The organism is Paenibacillus solani (assembly GCF_050475945.1).
Lineage (GTDB): Bacteria > Bacillota > Bacilli > Paenibacillales > Paenibacillaceae > Paenibacillus_AQ > Paenibacillus_AQ solani_A.
On sequence record NZ_JBCMXJ010000015.1, the window covers coordinates 532,523 to 551,018 of the forward strand.

17 protein-coding genes are annotated in these 18,496 nt (G+C 48.9%); 16 read left to right on the forward strand and 1 reads right to left on the reverse strand.

Annotation, left to right across the window (positions count from 1 at the left end):
* The first annotated feature begins 18 nt into the window (after positions 1-18).
* Entirely contained in the window at positions 19-885 is an 867-nt protein-coding gene (locus ABEQ74_RS17440; RefSeq protein ID WP_430123380.1) for an SDR family oxidoreductase, read from the forward strand.
* Positions 886-1,000: 115 nt separating this feature from the next.
* Here ABEQ74_RS17440 and ABEQ74_RS17445 read toward each other — a convergent pair whose 3' ends face one another.
* Complete coding sequence (locus tag ABEQ74_RS17445; RefSeq protein ID WP_430123381.1) at positions 1,001-1,159, reverse strand: hypothetical protein; 159 nt, start codon at positions 1,157-1,159, stop codon at positions 1,001-1,003.
* Between the two features lie 333 nt (positions 1,160-1,492).
* Between ABEQ74_RS17445 and ABEQ74_RS17450 the strand changes: the two genes are divergently transcribed.
* The 15 genes from ABEQ74_RS17450 to ABEQ74_RS17520 all read left to right on the forward strand — a co-directional run bounded on the left by ABEQ74_RS17450 (position 1,493) and on the right by ABEQ74_RS17520 (position 18,473).
* A complete protein-coding gene (locus tag ABEQ74_RS17450) occupies positions 1,493-3,022 on the forward strand; it encodes a fumarate hydratase (protein WP_430123606.1) in 1,530 nt (509 codons plus the stop codon).
* Positions 3,023-3,188: 166 nt separating this feature from the next.
* Positions 3,189-4,160, forward strand: coding sequence for a bile acid:sodium symporter family protein (locus tag ABEQ74_RS17455; protein ID WP_430123382.1), 972 nt, complete (start codon positions 3,189-3,191; stop codon positions 4,158-4,160).
* A gap of 25 nt (positions 4,161-4,185) precedes the next feature.
* Positions 4,186-6,000 carry a two-component system histidine kinase PnpS gene (pnpS, locus tag ABEQ74_RS17460; RefSeq protein WP_430123383.1) on the forward strand — a complete coding sequence of 605 codons (1,815 nt, stop codon included), beginning with the start codon at positions 4,186-4,188 and terminating at the stop codon, positions 5,998-6,000.
* 70 nt (positions 6,001-6,070) lie between these two features.
* Entirely contained in the window at positions 6,071-6,802 is a 732-nt protein-coding gene (locus ABEQ74_RS17465) for a response regulator transcription factor (protein WP_430123384.1), read from the forward strand.
* Positions 6,803-6,964: 162 nt separating this feature from the next.
* Positions 6,965-8,164: a methyl-accepting chemotaxis protein gene (locus ABEQ74_RS17470; RefSeq protein WP_430123385.1), complete on the forward strand. Its 1,200-nt coding sequence runs from the start codon at positions 6,965-6,967 to the stop codon at positions 8,162-8,164.
* Positions 8,165-8,293: 129 nt separating this feature from the next.
* Positions 8,294-9,295: a PstS family phosphate ABC transporter substrate-binding protein gene (locus tag ABEQ74_RS17475; protein ID WP_430123386.1), complete on the forward strand. Its 1,002-nt coding sequence runs from the start codon at positions 8,294-8,296 to the stop codon at positions 9,293-9,295.
* A gap of 100 nt (positions 9,296-9,395) precedes the next feature.
* A complete protein-coding gene (gene pstC, locus ABEQ74_RS17480; protein WP_430123607.1) occupies positions 9,396-10,289 on the forward strand; it encodes a phosphate ABC transporter permease subunit PstC in 894 nt (297 codons plus the stop codon).
* Entirely contained in the window at positions 10,290-11,165 is an 876-nt protein-coding gene (gene pstA, locus ABEQ74_RS17485) for a phosphate ABC transporter permease PstA (protein ID WP_430123387.1), read from the forward strand.
* Between the two features lie 48 nt (positions 11,166-11,213).
* Positions 11,214-11,969, forward strand: coding sequence for a phosphate ABC transporter ATP-binding protein PstB (gene pstB, locus ABEQ74_RS17490; protein WP_430123388.1), 756 nt, complete (start codon positions 11,214-11,216; stop codon positions 11,967-11,969).
* A gap of 55 nt (positions 11,970-12,024) precedes the next feature.
* Positions 12,025-12,684, forward strand: coding sequence for a phosphate signaling complex protein PhoU (phoU, locus tag ABEQ74_RS17495; RefSeq protein WP_430123389.1), 660 nt, complete (start codon positions 12,025-12,027; stop codon positions 12,682-12,684).
* Between the two features lie 150 nt (positions 12,685-12,834).
* On the forward strand, positions 12,835-15,495 hold the full coding sequence (gene polA, locus ABEQ74_RS17500; protein WP_430123390.1) for a DNA polymerase I: 2,661 nt from the start codon (positions 12,835-12,837) through the stop codon (positions 15,493-15,495).
* A gap of 144 nt (positions 15,496-15,639) precedes the next feature.
* Positions 15,640-16,473, forward strand: coding sequence for a DNA-formamidopyrimidine glycosylase (mutM, locus tag ABEQ74_RS17505; RefSeq protein ID WP_430123392.1), 834 nt, complete (start codon positions 15,640-15,642; stop codon positions 16,471-16,473).
* Positions 16,474-16,597: 124 nt separating this feature from the next.
* The gene (locus ABEQ74_RS17510; RefSeq protein WP_430123393.1) at positions 16,598-17,299 is read left to right on the forward strand and encodes an MntP/YtaF family protein; all 702 of its coding nucleotides are present in this window, start codon (positions 16,598-16,600) and stop codon (positions 17,297-17,299) included.
* Between the two features lie 11 nt (positions 17,300-17,310).
* Positions 17,311-17,910, forward strand: a complete 600-nt coding sequence (gene coaE / locus ABEQ74_RS17515) for a dephospho-CoA kinase (RefSeq protein ID WP_430123394.1) — start codon at positions 17,311-17,313, stop codon at positions 17,908-17,910.
* Complete coding sequence (locus ABEQ74_RS17520; RefSeq protein WP_430123395.1) at positions 17,907-18,473, forward strand: lytic transglycosylase domain-containing protein; 567 nt, start codon at positions 17,907-17,909, stop codon at positions 18,471-18,473. Before coaE ends, ABEQ74_RS17520 begins: the two co-directional genes overlap by 4 nt.
* Positions 18,474-18,496 lie beyond the last annotated feature (23 nt).

Below are 18,496 nucleotides of genomic sequence, written 5' to 3' on the forward strand. Positions count from 1 at the left end.
GAAAGGAGAAATGTTCAGATGCCACAAGATCAACAGAAACAAACATTGCCGCCCCAGCATCAGGATCACAGACCTGGAACCGAATCGGAGATGCACCCGAAGCCGGAGTATGAGAGCAGCGAGTATAAAGCAGCTGGGAAGTTAAAGGGGAAAGTTGCTTTGATTACCGGAGGTGACAGCGGTATAGGACGTGCAGTTGCCGTTCATTTTGCGAAAGAAGGCGCTGACGTATCCATTGTATATCTAAGCGAGCATAAGGATGCAGAGGAGACCAAACGCCAGGTGGAACAAGAAGGCCGTAAATGCCTGCTGATTGCCGGGGACGTTGGGGACGATGCATTTTGCCGTGATGCCGTAGGTGAAACTGTGGAGAAGCTTGGAAAGCTTGATATTTTAGTGAATAATGCAGCGGAGCAGCATCCGCAGAAGAAGATTGAGGATATCACCAAAGAGCAACTGGAACGAACCTTCCGTACGAATATATTTGGCATGTTCTTTATGACCCAGGCAGCAATGCCGCATCTGTCTAAGGGCAGCTCTATCATTAATACCGCGTCTATTACGGCGTACAGAGGCAGCCCGCAGCTGCTTGATTATTCATCCACAAAAGGGGCGATTGTAGCCTTCACTCGTTCTTTATCGATGAATGTGGTAGAACAGGGGATCCGCGTGAATGCCGTAGCGCCAGGGCCGATTTGGACCCCGCTGATTCCTTCAACATTCACGTCAGATCAGGTCAGCGAGTTCGGTGCAACCCAGCCGATGAAACGTCCGGGCCAGCCGGAAGAATTAGCACCAGCTTATGTTTATCTGGCTTCAACAGACTCCTCCTATGTGAGTGGACAAGTGATCCATGTCAACGGCGGCGAAGTGGTTAACGGATAAACAGAAAAGCCGCTTACTTGATTTGTAGAAATTTATATGCTGGAAATAAATACAGCGGACATTGGGTTCTTGACCCGATGTCCGCTGTTTGTATCGAGGGGGAAGTTGCATAGAATTAGATGATTCTGAAACCGTTTGGAAGCTCGCCGGTATTCCGGATTTCTCTGATTTGGGCCAACGTCAGACGACGATTGGTACTGATAATAGATTCCGGCTCCTCGCCGCGAATAATATCATCAAGATCGCCGATATTCGAGATTGCGGATACCCACATTCCCGCGCACTACAAACCGGCGTCCTCTATAAAACTCGTTTCTAAACAGGGAAAATCTTGGAAACAGAATCTGTGAGATTGAGGCTTTTATTATCGTAATCACCTCCTTTTCTAAACCAATATATGCGAGATTTATAGATTGGTATGGTCTTAAAGACGAGGAATATCCACACATTTTCTCTACTCTTTCATTTTTTGAAGTAAACCCTTTCAAGTGCAGAATGATATGATATGATTACATTATTGACAGTTTATAATGATTCTTGTTTGCTCTAATGATTGGGTGATGAAAGAGAGGAGAATACTTACGTGACGAAGTTATTTGAAGAGAGCATGTATCGACTGATTGTGGAAACCTCCACGAATTTGCCCGGAGATGTTAGAAGGGCGGTCAATCGTGGGAGGGCTTCAGAGGATGCCGCTACACGGGCTGGGCTGGCACTAACCACGATCGCTCAGAATATCGAGATGGCCGAGCAGGAAGTATCACCAATCTGTCAGGACACCGGCATGCCAACATTCATCATACATACGCCGGTAGGCGCGAACCAGATCGAGATGAAGAAGGCCATTTATTCAGCCGTGATCCGTGCTACGAAGGATGGGAAACTGCGCCCGAATTCGGTTGATTCGTTGACAGGAGCTAACAGCGGGGATAATTTGGGCCCCGGTACGCCTGTCATCCATTTTGAACAATGGGAGCAGGATAAGGTGGATGTCCGTCTGATCCTGAAGGGGGGCGGCTGTGAGAACAAAAACATCCAGTACAGCCTGCCAGCAGAGCTGGAGGGGCTTGGAAAGGCGGGCCGCGACCTGGATGGAATCCGTAAATGCATTATGCATGCCGTATATCAAGCCCAGGGGCAAGGCTGCAGCGCAGGCTTTATCGGGGTAGGCATCGGTGGTGACCGAACCACTGGTTATGATCTGGCCAAGCAGCAGTTGTTCCGTCATGTGGATGATGTGAATCCGCATGAAGATCTGGCCAAGCTTGAAGACTACATAATGGAAAATGCGAACAAGCTGGGAATCGGTACGATGGGCTTCGGAGGGGAAGTCACGCTGCTAGGCTGTAAGGTTGGTGCGATGAATCGCCTGCCGGCAAGCTTTTTCGTATCCGTTGCTTACAACTGCTGGGCCTTCCGCCGTCAGGGAGTATTGATCGAGCCGTCAACCGGAGAGATTACGGACTGGCTCTATGAAGTAGGCAGTGAAGTGCATATGGAGGCAAATGCCGAAACGGCTGCTTCGCAAGTCGAGTCTTCCGATTCAGGTGAAGCCAAAGGCCGTGAAGTGGTGCTTCAGACACCGATTAGCGAGGAGCAGATTCGTTCGCTGCGTGTAGGAGACGTCGTAGTCATCCGTGGTGAAATGCATACCGGACGTGATGCCCTTCATAAATATCTGATGGATCATGATGCCCCTATCGACCTGAACGGAGCGGTCATATATCACTGCGGGCCGGTAATGATGAAGGATGATGAGGGATGGCATGTGAAGGCAGCAGGGCCGACGACGAGTATTCGCGAGGAGCCGTATCAAGGCGATATTCTGAAAAAATTCGGTATCCGCGCGGTGATCGGTAAAGGAGGCATGGGGCCGAAGACGCTGCAAGCCTTGCAGGAGCATGGCGGTGTATATCTGAATGCCATCGGCGGAGCCGCCCAGTACTATGCAAGATGTATTAAGAAAGTAAACGGCGTTGATTTCATGGAATTTGGCATCCCGGAAGCCATGTGGCATCTGGATGTGGATGGCTTTGCTGCCATCGTTACGATGGATTCGCATGGAAACAGCCTGCATGCTGATGTGAGCAAGGATTCGGCTGACAAGCTGGCGATGTTTAAAGAGCCTGTATTTTAAAATAAACATGATGATCCAAGAGCATCGAGAGGCAGAAATATGCCTGTCGGTGCTTTTTTGTATTACGCAGGATCGAAGTCCGTATTTTGGATTTTCGTTGCAGATCGGATCGCTCCGGTTTATGATGAAAGGCAAATACGTTTATTCAGTCATGAGGAGGAAACAGGTGAGAAGTTTGGGACTGGCCTTTACATCATGGTTTGAAAAGTACACTTTTCTCTTGATTCCCGGCTCACTGGTGGTAGGTTGGCTGCTCTCGGATGTCTTGGAAGACTATGTGCCCTTGATTCCGTATCTGTTCGGTTATATTACGCTGGTCATGGCTTTAGGCTGCGGTGTTCGTCATCTGCATGGAGTCCTTAAACGCCCATATGCCGTTCTTTTGACGTTGTTTCTAGCCCATGCAGCCGCTCCGATTATTGCATATGGACTGGGGTCAGCTATATTTGGCGCAGACTCGGATTATACGATTGGCTTGCTGTTGTTTGCGATCATTCCGCTAGGAATATCCTCAGTGATGTGGGTCGGAAGCTCCGGGGGAAGCATTCCATTCATATTGGCAGTGGTTGTGCTTGATACCATACTTAGTCCGCTTATTGTGCCAGCTTTGATGGATATGTTTATCGGGAATGCCATGGTAACTTGGAATGCGTCCGGGTTAATTATGGATTTGCTGACCATGGTAGTATTGCCTACGGTGATCGGAGTGTTGTTGTACGAAGTTTCACGAGGGAGGGTTAAAGACTGGTCTGCTCCCGTAACACAGCCGATTTCCAAGCTGTTTTTTATGCTCGTGGTTATGCTGAACGCTGCTGCGATCGCTCCCCATGCAGCAGGTATGAAAGAGGAAATGCTGGTCGTTATCCCGGTTGTCATAACACTGATTGTAATTTGCTATTTGCTGGGGTTCTTCGGCTCCTATGCGATGCTGCGACCGTCGCCTGATATGCAAGTTACGTTTACATACGCATCAGGTATGCGAAATATATCGCTCGGAATGGTGCTTGCGACTACATATTTCTCACCGCAGGCCTCCATTCCGGTGGTATTGGGCATCATGTTTCAACAGCCTGCGGCTACGGTAATTCATGCGCTATTTCACAGAAAACGCACCCAGGCGGTAATTTATCCAAAATGATTACGCGGCAGAAAGAGGAGAGACCATGAGGCAATATCGTAACCGTTTGACTCTGATTATGCTTACCCTAATCGGGCTATCCATGCTGGCAGCAGGCCTGGCAATGGTGACGGTGTTCAAGCAGTCCCATATTCAGCTGCTGGAGGACAACATGGTTAGGGAGATCCGGCTTCTACAGACTATGATGGAATTTCGGGATACGACCGGCACGGATGCCGTTGCGTATTATACAGACAAATCCTTGCAGCTTGAAGCAGTGTCGGATGCGAGAGTGACTTTCATTCTGAAAGACGGCAAAGTGATTGGGGATTCGGAGAGTGATCCGCTGACCATGGATAATCACGCTTATCGCGAAGAAATGGTCCAAGCCATGAAAGAAGGCAGAGGGATCACCATACGCCGCAGCCATACGCTTCAGCAGGACATGCTGTACGTTGCTCTCCCGGTCCAGGCCGGAGAGAACTTTGATGGATTCATCCGATTATCCGTCAGCCTGAAGGAAGTGGATAAAGGTGTCAAGCAAGGCTGGATCGTCATGGGGATAGGTCTGCTGGTGTTATTCCTGATTGCAGCCTTTGTAAGTTACCGTGTGGCCAAAGGCTTAACGTCTCCACTTGAGAAAATTACGCGCGTAGCCAGGCGTATATCACGTCTGGAGTATGATGCCAGAGTGAATATTCATCGTAAAGATGAAATCGGTCAATTGGCTCAAGCCATTAATGGCATGGCCGATAGCCTTCAGACTCAGCTGCGAACGATTCGGGACAATGAAGATTTATTGCAAAGCGTTCTGAATAATATGACAGGTGGCATTGTGATGGTGAATGGCGCGGGTCATATCATGCTTGTGAACCGGGCTGCCGAGAGAATGCTCGGCATTGATGCCGAAGTCATCACAGGCAAATCGTATCGTGAGCTCAAACAGCATTACGAGCTCATGAAGTTGATGGAAGAGGGACTTGAGAGCAGAACTAGTTTCCATGAGGAGCGCAATATATATTATCCGAAGGAAGCGATTATCCTGCTGGATGGGGTCACCATGATGCAAGAGGAGGAACAGGACACTTATCGAGGCATGCTGTTTCTGCTGCAGGACGTGAGTGATATTCGGCGACTTGAACGGATGCGAAGCGAATTTGTGGCCAATGTATCCCACGAGTTGAAGACCCCGCTTGCTGCGGTGAAAGGATTTGCCGAAACCTTGCTTGGCGGTGGAGTTACGGATGAGAAGACATCGCGTTCCTTCCTCCAGATTATTTATGACGAGTCCGAACGGCTCAACCGGCTGATCGGCGACATTCTAGAGCTGTCTAAGATCGAATCAAAACGGATTCAGATGGAATATTCACCAATTCATCTGGCTACATTTTTTGATACGATATCCGAAATGATGCGCACGGTAGCGGAGAAGAAGCGTATTAATCTTGAGCTGGATATTCCGGAAGAATTGTTTATGGAGGGGGATGAGGACAAGCTTCGCCAGATCTTCATGAATCTGCTTTCCAATGCAATCATCTATACGCAAGAGGGCGGGCGAGTCCATCTAACAGCGCGTGAACGGCATCATTCGGGGGATGCTGATGATACGGTAGAATTCATCGTAAAGGATTCGGGAATCGGCATCCCGAAAAAAGATCTGCCCCGAATATTTGAAAGGTTTTATCGGGTGGACAAAGCGCGTTCGCGCGGGTCAGGCGGAACAGGACTGGGGTTATCCATTGTCAAGCATCTAGTGGATCTTCATCACGGTACCATTAAAGTGGAGAGCGAGCTGGGCATCGGCAGCTCCTTCATTATGGAATTTCCGATCCTGCAGGAAACGGACGCTGAGGAGAGTTAACACTGCGTTAACATTCTGTTGATATACTTGCTTAAGCAGTCCAATATTCAAGATAAGGGCGGGGGTAACCTTGACGCAACGCATGCTTGTTATCGAAGATGAGCCGACGCTTTCTCGGCTGTTGTCGTACAATCTGACGCAGGAAGGTTTTCAAGTAGAGGTAGAAGAGCATGGAACCGCAGGCTACGAGAAAGCAGCGAATCATTCCTATGATCTAATTCTGCTGGATGTGATGCTGCCGGGAATGAACGGTTTTCAGATTCTGGAGAAGCTTCGAAGTAATAGAATCACTACGCCAATCATTATACTAACCGCAAAGAACGCTGAGGAAGAAGTTGTTCAGGGCCTGAAAATGGGCGCGGATGATTATATTACGAAGCCGTTTGGCGTGTCTGAGCTGCTGGCCCGCGTGTCAGCTGTTATGCGCCGGGTTTCCGGGCAGCCTGAAGATGTCAGAAAGACCGAACATCAAGGGAATGTCATTTCACTTGGGCAATTGGAAATATACCCTGAGAAATATGAGGTACGACTCGGAGGGCAATCCATCAATCTTCGACCGAAGGAATTTGAAGTGCTGCTCTATCTGGCGAAGAAACCGGGCGTTGTGTTAACTCGGGATGATTTGATGAATGTGGTGTGGGGGTTCGACTATATCGGCGGGCAGCGCACCGTTGACGTACATGTAAGTTCCCTGCGAAAGAAGCTTGAGCTTGACCCTGAATCCGTACACATCGACTCCATTCGAGGAGTGGGTTATAAACTTGTTGTAAATCCTAAAAAAGGCTCCCATCATTCCATTTGAAATGATGAGGAGTCTTTTTTAGGTCTTATGGCAGATAAATCCCTCTTATGATCAGATTCATTCGCCCATTGTTTACGCTCCTTTGATTAATCGAGTATATTCCCTTAACACTGGTCCGTTAAGATGCGTCTAAAGAACCAGATAAAGAAGGGGCGAGGGCGCATGACACTGCTTCAAACCAGACCGATTCAGACAGAGAGAAACCTAGTATTAGCAGAAGAGGCTACACTTCAATATCCAGGGCAAGCAGCTCGCGAGCCTGAAGCAGGCGCTTATTATCAGCCATACATAAGAGAAGTTCCCGTAATCCGTGAAATTGAGTCGTGCCTTGATGTGCTCAATATATTTGCTAAGGACGACCGAGTTCCTTGTGTGGTTTATTGTGATGAAGATGATCAGCCGGCTGGGCTGATTATGCGGGATGTTTTTTACCAGCGAATGATGGGCAGGTTTGCTGTTGATCTGTACTATTCGAAGCCAGCTTTCAAGTTTGCAGATCAACAATTCATGAAGATCGACATATTCGAAAAGGTGGGAACACTGCTGAATCTGGCCCTGCAACGCTCGGATTCGAAATTTTACGATTGTGTTCTCCTTACGAGTGTCGGCCGGTTGGAGGGTGTATTGACAGTTCGGGATCTGATGAGCCTATCGAACCTGCTTCAAGCGGAAGCGGAAGAGAAGCGGGAGCTGATTCTACAGGAAAGCTACCGCCATACAGGGAATATTCAACACTCATTAACCGAGGTACGGTCGGCAGCTGCAAAAACAAGCTCGGAATGTATCCGGATGAAGCAGTGGTCCCAGACCGGAAAGGCAAAGCTTGACCTTGTGCAAACGTCATATCTTGGACTTGTAGAAGATATGACGAAGCGGGAAGGACAGGCCTTCGATCTCGTGTCCGATGCTAGTCAAATTCTATCCATAACCGGGAAGATTACCGAACTTGCGAACCAGAGTAGTCTACTGGCGATGAATGCCTCGATCGAAGCCGCACATGCCGGCGTGCACGGCAGAGGGTTTCAAGTGGTTGCAGCGGAAGTGCAGTCGCTTGCCAAACAAACGTATGAATTGTCCGGAAATATCTCGAAGCTGCTAGAGCATATTCGGCGACTGGCAGAAGATACAGCCAAGGGAGCGGTGTCTTCGCTGAAGGAGCTTCAAGCCTGTGAGGGGTTCGTTATGGAAGGTGCCCGCATGTTCCATGAAATGGAGAATGCTGTTCAAGAGGTACAGAAGTCCGGTAACCAGGTTCATCAACTCGCCGAAGAGACAGGGACGCGTGTAGACAGGGTTATGGATGATCTCGCTGGCATGAACTCTGCCAAGCAGCAATCGTTTGAAGACGAATCAACTCTATGAGTTTATTTCAAGCCACATATTTTACATTGCGTTTACATTTCTAGAAAACTGTTATTACATTCCGGTATTAATATGAATATTGTGAGTAGGAAGTAGAGACAACAACCATCTTTGAAGGAGTGGATTCGTTTGTTTAGAAAAAGGGGTCGTAAACCAGCAGGTATTCTCGTATTGGTGTTGATGCTGAGCACGCTTTTGGCAGCATGCGGAGGAGGAAATTCCGGCAGTGCTTCAGGAGAAAATACAGATAACGGTTCAGCACAGCAAACCGAGGGAAATACCACAGCAGCTTTGACAGGAACAATTGAAATTGACGGTTCTAGTACACTTCATCCATTAACTGAAGCAGTGGCTGAGGAATTCGGCGCCGCTAATCCAGATGTACGTGTTCCAATCGGAACAGGCGGAACAGGTGCTGGATTCAAACGCTTTAACAACAGCGAGATTGCGATCTCTAATGCTTCAAGACCAATTAAAGATAAAGAAGCTGAAGAAGCGAAAGCTAATGGAGTTGAATATCACGAAGTTTTGGTAGCATATGACGGATTGTCTGTCGTAGTGAACCCTAGCAATGATTTTGTAGATAAACTGACCGTAGATGAGCTTAAGAAAATTTATGAGCCAAACAGCACGGTAAAGACATGGGCTGATGTTCGTGAAGGCTGGCCGGCTGAAGAGATCAAAATTTATTCACCGGGCACAGACCACGGTACATTCGACTACTTTACAGAAGCGATTAATGGTGAAGCACAGGCAAGCAGAAATGATAGCCAAATTACATTCAGTGCGGATACAAACGCAGTTGTTCAAGGGGTAGCTGGTGATAAGAACTCCATCGGATATTTCGGGTTCTCCTTCTATGAAGAGAACCAGGATAAGCTGAAGCTGGTTCCGATTGATAACGGAACGGCTACCGTAGCTCCAAGCATGGAGACGATTAAGGATAACAGCTATGCTCCATTGTCCCGTCCACTTCTGCTCTATGTTAATGATAAAGAGCTTGAGCGTCCAGAAGTAAAAGCATTCATGGACTTCTACCTTGAGAACGCCGCTAGTCTTGCTGGTGAAGTTGGTTTCGTACCACTTCAAGATGACCAGTATCAAGCAGAAAAAGACAAGTTGGCTAAATAATTTAAGACGACATGCCCGAAAGATACCCTTTCGGGCATCCCAATAGAAAGGGAAGAGGAGAATGAACAAAACTTCACCCCTGGCGGTAAACACAAAGAGTATGACATTCCGTCGCAGCAAAACTCGCATCTCAGACAAAATCATTCCAATTCTGCTCGGCTTGTGTGCCATACTCTCGGTGTTTACCACTATCGGTATTGTATATACGCTTCTACAGGAATCCGTGATCTTCTTTAAGGAAGTACCGGTATGGTCCTTCCTGACGGGAACGACATGGAGTCCTATTCTCCCTCCAAAAGAATTCGGCGTGCTGCCCCTGTTGGGCGGCACATTGCTGATTACAGGCATTGCGATCCTATTCGCAGTGCCTATCGGCTTGGCTTGCGCTATTTATCTTAATGAATACGCACCTGCCCGGGTTCGGGGGATTGTTAAGCCAGTACTTGAAGTATTGGCTGGCGTACCAACCATTGTATATGGTTATTTTGCGCTTGAAACGGTAACGCCATTCCTTCAAAAGATATTTCCCAACATGGGAATATTCAATGCGCTGAGTGCTGGTATCGTCGTAGGTATCATGATTCTGCCCATGATTTCGTCACTGAGTGAAGATGCCATGCGCGCTGTTCCAAAAAGCTTGAGACAAGGGGCATATGCGCTGGGTGCAACCCGATTTGAGGTTGCCCTTAAAATCGTACTGCCTGCTGCTCTGTCCGGTGTGGTTTCCTCCTTCGTGCTTGCTTTCTCTCGTGCGATTGGTGAAACGATGATTGTGACGGTTGCGGCCGGTGCTACTCCACAGTTGACACTGAATCCGCTGGATAGCATTCAGACCATGACCTCTTATATTGTGCAGGTAAGTATGGGGGATGTTCCACGCGGCACGATTGAATATGGCACGATTTTTGCAGTGGGTCTGACCTTGTTCGTCATTACCTTCTTGCTTAACATACTGGCGCAGTGGGTCGCTCGCCGCTTCAGGGAGGAATACTAGATGAAACAATTGAACCTGGGGGACAGTAAAGGCATTAACCGAAGACGCCTTGGTGACAAGACACTGCATATTATTTTTCTGGCTTGTACCAGTATCGGGATTCTAGCATTAATGGCTCTGATTGTAACGATCGTAATGGATGGTATTCATAGACTCTCACCCGATCTGTTCACTAACTATCCGTCACGTATCGCAGACCGGGCAGGCTTGAAGTCACCGATTGTCGGTACGGTCTACCTGCTGCTGCTCATGGCGCCGCTGTCTTTCATTCTAGGTGTTGGCGCAGCGATCTTTCTTGAAGAGTATGCGGGACGCAGCCGCTGGGTTCGGCTGATTCAACTGAATATCAGTACCCTCGCAGGGGTTCCTTCTATTATATATGGTATCTTGGGGCTTGCGATTTTTGTGCGGGGAATGAATCTTGGACGCAGTCTGCTGTCCGGTGTATTAACCATGACTTTGCTCGTACTGCCGATCATTATCGTTGCCGCTCAAGAGGCCCTGCGTGCCGTACCTAAAAATCGCCGGGATGCTTCTTATGCGCTGGGCGCAACAAAATGGCAAACGGTATCCCAATCGGTGCTTCCGTCAGCGATTCCGGGAATTATGACCGGTGTTATTCTCGCCCTGTCTCGCGCAATCGGCGAAACTGCACCACTTATTATGATTGGTGCTTTAACCTACGTAGCCTTCTTGCCGGAAAATCTGCTCGATTCGTTTACAGTCATGCCGATCCAGATCTTCAACTGGGTATCAAGACCAAGCGAGGCATTCCACGAACTCGCAGCTTCGGGTATTATTCTGTTGCTCATCATGTTATTTATTATGAATATTGCAGCCGTGTGGATCCGGAATAAGTATTCGAAGAACATCTAAGAGACGCTAAGCAGATTCTATCCGTGAAAAAGGAGACATGAATAAGATATGGAATCCATCATACAGATTGAGAAATTGAACCTTTACTACGATACGTACCATGCGCTTAAAAATGTAGATTTAAACATTCCCGAAAAAACGGTGACAGCGTTCATCGGGCCATCCGGCTGCGGGAAATCGACACTGCTGCGGACGCTGAATCGCATGAACGATATGATTCCTTCCACTCGAATCGAAGGCAGCGTCCAAATCGGCGGAACGGAAATCTACAGCGAGGAGGTCCATGTGGAAGCTTTGCGCAAGCAGGTTGGGATGGTGTTCCAGCAGCCGAATCCGTTTCCGAAATCGATCTATGACAACATTGCATATGGGCCAAGACTGCATGGAATTAGGAATAGGGCAGAGCTTGACCAAATCGTCGAACAGAGCTTGAAGCAGGCTGTTTTATGGGATGAGGTAAAAGATTATCTTAAGCGTTCTGCGCTTAGCTTGTCCGGAGGGCAGCAGCAGCGTCTGTGTATTGCACGGGCCCTTGCCGTGCAGCCGGATATCCTGCTTATGGACGAAGCCACATCTGCGCTGGACCCGATTTCAACACTCAAAATTGAGGAGCTGGTCCAGGAACTGAAGAGCAATTACACCATCGTTATGGTTACCCACAATATGCATCAGGCCGCTCGCGTATCCGGGCAGACGGTATTTTTCCTGAACGGCGAAGTGGTTGAATCCGCTAATACCGATTTGCTGTTCTCTACGCCGTCAGATGCTCGAACCGAAGACTACATTTCGGGCCGCTTTGGCTAATACGTTCGTGATTACAAATGATCTTTCTTAAAAGTAGATAGGAGGAGCATCATATATGATCCGGAGAATTGAGTTTGATCAGCAGCTGAATGAGCTGAAAACCCTGCTGCAGGATATGGGCAAGCATACGGAGGAGGCACTCGCAAACAGTGTGAAGTCTCTCCAGGCTCTGGATGCGGAGCAAGCGCAGGCGGTTATTAAGAACGATGTGCAGTTAAACACAATGGAAGAGCAGATCATGGACATCGGCTCCCGCTTGATCGTGACCCAGCAGCCTGTAGCGAAGGATTTGCGCCGTATATTGGTTGCGTTCCGGATTGCAAGCGATTTGGAGCGGATGGGAGATCTGGCGCGGGATGTCGCAAAAGTTACAATTCGCCTGCAAGGCCAGAAGCTGATTAAGCCATTGGTGGATCTTCCGCGTATGTCTGATCTGGTGCGAGTGATGGTTGCAGAGTCCATTGAATCCTATCTGACGGAAAACACGGATCTTGCTTATAAAATGGCCCAGGATGACGATCAGGTCGATCATTTATATAGTGTGATTTTACAGGATTTATACACTCATCTTACTTCGGGTCCCGACTCGGCAAACCAAGCCATGTTGCTGATCATGGTGGGACGCTACATTGAACGGATCGCTGACCATGCAACCAATATTGGTGAAAGCACGGTGTATCTGGTGACGGGCCATCGTCCGGACCTCAATCAATAGATAGATGTAAGTTCAACATGAACGCCGGCGAAAGCCGGCGTTTTTATATGGGCGTACTTGAAATTTACCAGGAATCGGATGGATGGTTCGGATTTCACGGTGACGTATGTTATCATGTGAAAAGGAAGTAATATAGGTGCGAGGTGTTCTATGGACAAGCTGATTTTGATTGATGGAAATAATATCATTTACCGTGCATTTTTTGCGATGCCGCCGCTAACCAATGCCAGCGGACAGCAGACGAATGCGGTTTACGGCTTTACAACCATGCTGCTTCGCTTAATCGATGAGCATAAACCGACACATATGATGGTTGCGTTCGATGCCGGCAAGGAAACGTTTCGGCATGCGGATTACCAGGATTACAAGGGCGGCCGTCAGAAGACTCCACCCGAGCTGTCAGGTCAATTTCCACTGCTGAAAGAGCTGCTGAAAGGCCTGGGCGTAGCTCAATTTGAAATTGGTGGTTATGAGGCCGATGACATTATCGGTACGATATCTCGTCAAGCTGACGAGGCTGGACGCAAGGTAATGGTCGTATCAGGGGATAAGGATATGCTGCAGCTGGCTTCAGAGCATACCACAATTGCCATGGTCCGCAAGGGCGTGACCGATATTGAATATTATGGACCGGAACAGATCAAGGAACGTTATGACCTGACACCTGAGCAGATCATTGATCTGAAGGGGCTCATGGGTGATGCTTCCGATAATATTCCAGGGGTTCCCGGCGTAGGCGAGAAGACTGCTCTGAAGCTCCTTCATGAATTTGGCTCGGTTGAAGCCGTGGTATCACGGACAGATGAGCTCAAAGGCAAGATGAAGGAGAAAATCGTGGAGCATGCAGATTCTGCGATACTCAGCAAGAAGCTGGCTACGATCTACCGCGAAGTTCCGCTTGAGCAATCACTGGATGAGATGGCATTTACGGGCCTGAATGAAGAGACAGCTGGTCCCGCACTGGCGAAGCTGGAGTTTAAATCGCTCATTGAACGATTGAACCTGAGCACAAGTGGTGGCCCTGGTGCTGCATCTGAGTCGAAGCCTGAAGCGAAGATTAATGTGACCCTCATGGACGTGCAGGGGCTTGCCAAAGTAGCGGATAATCTGGACCAAGTGAACGTGCTTCATGTGGAGACACATGGGGATAATCCTCATCATGCTGATGTTATTGGGCTGGCACTTGCTACGGAAGAGCAGCAGTTCTTCATCCCGTTTGACGTGCTGAAAGCGGAGGAGGCGGAGCCTGTCCGCGCTTGGCTTGCTAATAGCGAGATCCCTAAACGCGGGTATGACCTGCATCGTATTGACCTGGCACTGCATTGGCAGGGCATCGCTTTTGCCGGAGCGGCATTTGACGTTCATTTGGCAGCATACCTGCTGGATCCAACGGAATCGAATCAATCGCTTAGCGGACTCGCTTCCAAGTACGGACTTGCGTATCTTCAAGCGGATGAAGAAGTGTTTGGCAAAGGGGCCAAATACAAGGTTCCGGAACAGGATAAGCTCAGCGAGCACATGGCCAGAAAATGTCTGGCTGTATCCGATCTCGTACCCGTTCAGGAGAATGAATTAGCTGCCAATGAAATGCTGCCGTTATTCCATGATCTGGAGATGCCGCTGTCCCGCATATTGGCTGACATGGAGAAGCAGGGCATTGCTGTCAACGCAGAGGATTTGAAGGAACTGGGAAGCGAGTTTGAAGTGCAGATCAAGAAGCTCGTTGAGGAGATTTATGAGATCGCCGGAACGGAATTCAATCTCAACTCGCCTAAACAGCTGGGCGAAATTCTGTTTGTCAAGCTGGAGCTGCCGGTCATCAAGAAGACCAAGACAGGGTATTCCACTGATGCCGAGGTGCTTGAGAAGCTTGCGCCTTATCATGATATTGTCCGCTTGATTTTGCAGTATCGCACTTTGGCCAAGCTGCAATCTACTTATGTGGAAGGTCTGCTGAAGGAGATTTCGACCGAGACGGGTAAAGTCCATACTTACTATCGTCAAACTATTGCTGCTACAGGCCGCTTAAGCAGCCAATACCCGAACTTGCAGAATATTCCGATCCGCCTGGAGGAAGGGCGTAAACTGCGCAAAGTGTTTGTTCCTTCCGAGCCGGGCTGGAGCATTCTGGCAGCGGATTATTCCCAGATCGAGCTGCGGGTGCTCGCACATATCTCCGATGATGAGAGGCTGAAGGAAGCCTTCGTGCATGATATGGACATTCACACCAAAACGGCTATGGACGTGTTTGGCGTCAGCATGGACGAGGTAGATTCCAATATGCGCCGTTCCGCTAAAGCGGTCAACTTCGGTATTGTGTATGGCATAAGCGATTATGGTCTGTCCCAGAATTTGAACATTACCCGGAAGGAAGCTGCAGCGTTTATTGACCAATATTTCGAAGTATTCCAAGGCGTTCGGCGCTATATGGACGAAATTGTCAAACAGGCGAAACAAGACGGCTATGTGAAGACTCTGCTCGAACGTAGACGCTATCTTCCAGAGATCAATGCCAGCAACTTCAATCTGCGTTCTTTTGCAGAACGGACGGCGATGAATACGCCGATTCAGGGGACGGCAGCCGATATTATCAAACTGGCTATGGTCCATATGGACAAGGCGCTGTATGATCATCAACTGAAGAGCCGCATGCTGCTTCAGGTGCATGATGAATTGGTATTTGAGGTGCCGGAGGATGAGCTGGAAATCATGAAGAAATTGGTGCCGGAAGTGATGAGTCAAGCATTGAAACTGTCCGTACCGCTGAAATCGGAAGTCAGTTATGGAGAGAACTGGTACGAAGCGAAATAAAGCCGTAGTGAATGTTAACTGATGCAGGTGCTTTATATGAGGGATCATGGGTGAAGAGGAGCAGCAGCTGCACTCCTTTTCCACAAAAACCATGGTCCCGCTCTGTTCCAACTTCCGGTATAATGGATATGAGGTGAAATCATTATGCCGGAATTGCCGGAAGTAGAAACGGTTAAACGAACACTTAACGAATTGATTAAAGGTAAGCATATAGATCACGTATCTGTACATCTGCCGCGAATTATCCAGCGGCCTGACGATATTGAGGCATTTGCTTTTATGCTGAAGGATCATACGATCGAAGGCGTAGAGCGCAGAGGCAAATTTCTACGAATATTGCTGGACGGACTGGTTCTCGTCTCTCATCTTCGGATGGAAGGTCGTTATGGATTGTATGATGCCAAAGATCCGGTGGAGAAGCATACCCACGTCATCTTTCATTTCTCGGATGGTACGGAGCTGCGGTATAAGGATGTACGCCAGTTTGGTACGATGCATCTGTTTGCACCGGGGGAAGAGTTTAAACATGCCCCTCTTGCCAAGCTTGGATACGAGCCGCTCGATGAGACCTTTACCTACGTCACTTTTAAAGAAGTTATCGGGAGCAAGAAAACGAAGATCAAAGCCGTGCTGTTGAATCAGGCATATGTGGTCGGCATCGGCAATATATATGTTGATGAGGCCTTGTTCCGGGCTAAAATTCATCCTGAGCGCAATGCTAACAGCTTGAAGGATGCTGAACTCAAGCGGCTGTATCAGGCGATCATAGATACGTTGTCTGAAGCGGTGAATGCGGGAGGATCCTCCATCAAATCCTATGTTAACGGTCAGGGCGAAATGGGGATGTTCCAGCACAGCCACCAGGTATACGGCCGGAAGGACAAGCCCTGCCCTGCTTGCGGCGGACCGATCCATAAGATCGTAGTCGGCGGCCGGGGAACCCATTATTGTCCGAAGTGTCAACCTGTGAAGAAGTGAACCAATAGGCATGCACCCTTCCTCTCCTCACACATATAATGTGAAAACATATGTGGAGCGCATGAAGCTGCTTTTTTCTAGGGAATAAGCAGTTTGATGTGGAGCTTGTCGAGGAGGGAATAGGGTGCTCAGTCATGTTTTCTCGGTTGTACTGCTGGCCATGGCTTTAAGCCTGGATGGATTCGGGGCGGGGGTTACATACGGTCTGCGCAAAACAAGGATACCGCTGCTTTCTGTATTAATCATCTCGCTATGCTCGGGTCTTGTGCTCGGCGTCTCCATGCAGGCAGGCGCGCTGCTACAGCGGTTCTTCTCGCCGTCTACGGCGGCCGTTATCGGTGCTGCCATTTTAATTCTGCTGGGCTTATGGTCTTTATATCAGCAGATACGAAGAAGAAGTGAACCTGAAGAAGAAACGCAAACGGGTGTAAGAGCAGGAGATCCGCCTTGTGAGGTAAGCATGGCAAGTCAAGAGCAGCTTCAGCGGGCGGTATTCTCGTTAGAGATACCGAAGGTCGGGGTTGTCATTCAAATTCTCCGCAGTCCGGCGAAGGCGGATCTGGATGATTCCGGCAGTATCTCGCCATGGGAGGCGATGTGGCTCGGGATCGCGCTGTCGCTGGACGCGTTCGGAGCGGGACTTGGCGCAGCGATGCTGGGCTTCTCGCCACTGGGTACCGCAGCTGTTGTTGCCTTGTTCAGCGGAATATTCCTGATGCTCGGGATACGGATCGGTTTGCGTTTTGCTGCTAAAGGCGGTATGCGATTGATTTCATATCTGCCTGCTTTAATGTTAATCATCATGGGTATAATGAAGCTGTTATGAGGTGAAGTGTCATGAATATCGGTTTAACCGGAGGAATTGCAACAGGCAAAAGCACCGTGTCCTCTATGTTGGCCATGAAGGGAGCGCTTCTCGTCGATGCGGATGTTATCGCCCGGGAAGTGATGCTCCCGGGTCATCCGGTGCTGGGCAAAGTGACAGAGCATTTTGGACAATCGATCCTGCTGGAGGACGGCACGTTGGATCGTAAGAAGCTCGGGGAATTGATCTTCAATAACCCGCAGCAGCGCGAAGTGCTGAACGGAATTACGCATCCGGCGATCCGCGAGGAAATCCGGGAACGGACGGAGGCGTTCGAGCTTCAGCATCCCGACCGGCTAGTGGTGGTGGATATTCCGCTGCTGCTTGAGGCAAGGGAACAGTATCCCTATCTGGATGAGATCGTTGTCGTGTATGTTCCGCGGGAACTTCAACTGAAGCGTTTGATTGAGCGGGATGATCTTGCCCGAGAAGCGGCGGAGGCACGCTTAAATAGTCAGATGGATATCGAACAGAAGAAGGCTTTGGCGGATATCCTTATCGATAACAGCGGCACCCTGGCTGAAACGCAGCAGCAGGTGGACAAGCTGTGGCATAGGTTGGTCCTGCAATGAAGTGGCTCCGTAAAAAAAGAGTGCTGCTCCTGTTGTTTATTTCTTTTGTAGCGCTGCTGTACTTAAGCTCCAACTGGATGACGCTGCTCTATCCGATTTATTATAAAGATGAAATCAGAAAGCATGCTGCACATTATAAGGTTGATCCATTCCTGGTGGCTTCCATCATTCGGGTGGAAACGAACTTTAAACCGGGTAAGGAGTCCAAGAAAGGCGCGCTTGGCATTATGCAGCTGATGCCGGACACAGCCAATTGGGCGATGGATATGGCCAAGCTGCCCTCGGTGAATCTGTTGAATGTGAAGAATGAAGTGGATGCGAATATCCAGCTCGGCACATGGTACATACAGAACCTGCATAAGGAGATGGACGGCAATCCGATTGCTGCCATAGCCGCTTATAACGCAGGGCCCGGGAACGTTAAGAATTGGATCAATAAAGGCATGTGGGATGGTACCTATGAGAATGTGAAGAGTATCCCTATCGGGGAAACTCGTCATTATGTCCAGCGCGTGATTTATTATTATAATCAGTATACGGATGTCTACAAGGATGGTTTTTAATGTGAAAAAAGAGCGCTGGAAGG

What these genes read in the sequence shown, in the direction of transcription:
- mutM (WP_430123392.1), top strand. Translation starts at nt 15,640, where the DNA reads ATGCCGGAATTGCCGGAAGTAGAAACGGTTAAACGAACACTTAACGAA.
- pstC (WP_430123607.1), top strand. Translation starts at nt 9,396, where the DNA reads ATGACATTCCGTCGCAGCAAAACTCGCATCTCAGACAAAATCATTCCA.
- coaE (WP_430123394.1), top strand. Translation starts at nt 17,311, where the DNA reads ATGAATATCGGTTTAACCGGAGGAATTGCAACAGGCAAAAGCACCGTG.
- ABEQ74_RS17440 (WP_430123380.1), top strand. Translation starts at nt 19, where the DNA reads ATGCCACAAGATCAACAGAAACAAACATTGCCGCCCCAGCATCAGGAT.
- polA (WP_430123390.1), top strand. Translation starts at nt 12,835, where the DNA reads ATGGACAAGCTGATTTTGATTGATGGAAATAATATCATTTACCGTGCA.
- pstA (WP_430123387.1), top strand. Translation starts at nt 10,290, where the DNA reads ATGAAACAATTGAACCTGGGGGACAGTAAAGGCATTAACCGAAGACGC.
- ABEQ74_RS17445 (WP_430123381.1), bottom strand. Translation starts at nt 1,159, where the DNA reads ATGTGGGTATCCGCAATCTCGAATATCGGCGATCTTGATGATATTATT.
- phoU (WP_430123389.1), top strand. Translation starts at nt 12,025, where the DNA reads ATGATCCGGAGAATTGAGTTTGATCAGCAGCTGAATGAGCTGAAAACC.
- ABEQ74_RS17520 (WP_430123395.1), top strand. Translation starts at nt 17,907, where the DNA reads ATGAAGTGGCTCCGTAAAAAAAGAGTGCTGCTCCTGTTGTTTATTTCT.
- pstB (WP_430123388.1), top strand. Translation starts at nt 11,214, where the DNA reads ATGGAATCCATCATACAGATTGAGAAATTGAACCTTTACTACGATACG.
- pnpS (WP_430123383.1), top strand. Translation starts at nt 4,186, where the DNA reads ATGAGGCAATATCGTAACCGTTTGACTCTGATTATGCTTACCCTAATC.
- ABEQ74_RS17450 (WP_430123606.1), top strand. Translation starts at nt 1,493, where the DNA reads ATGTATCGACTGATTGTGGAAACCTCCACGAATTTGCCCGGAGATGTT.
- ABEQ74_RS17470 (WP_430123385.1), top strand. Translation starts at nt 6,965, where the DNA reads ATGACACTGCTTCAAACCAGACCGATTCAGACAGAGAGAAACCTAGTA.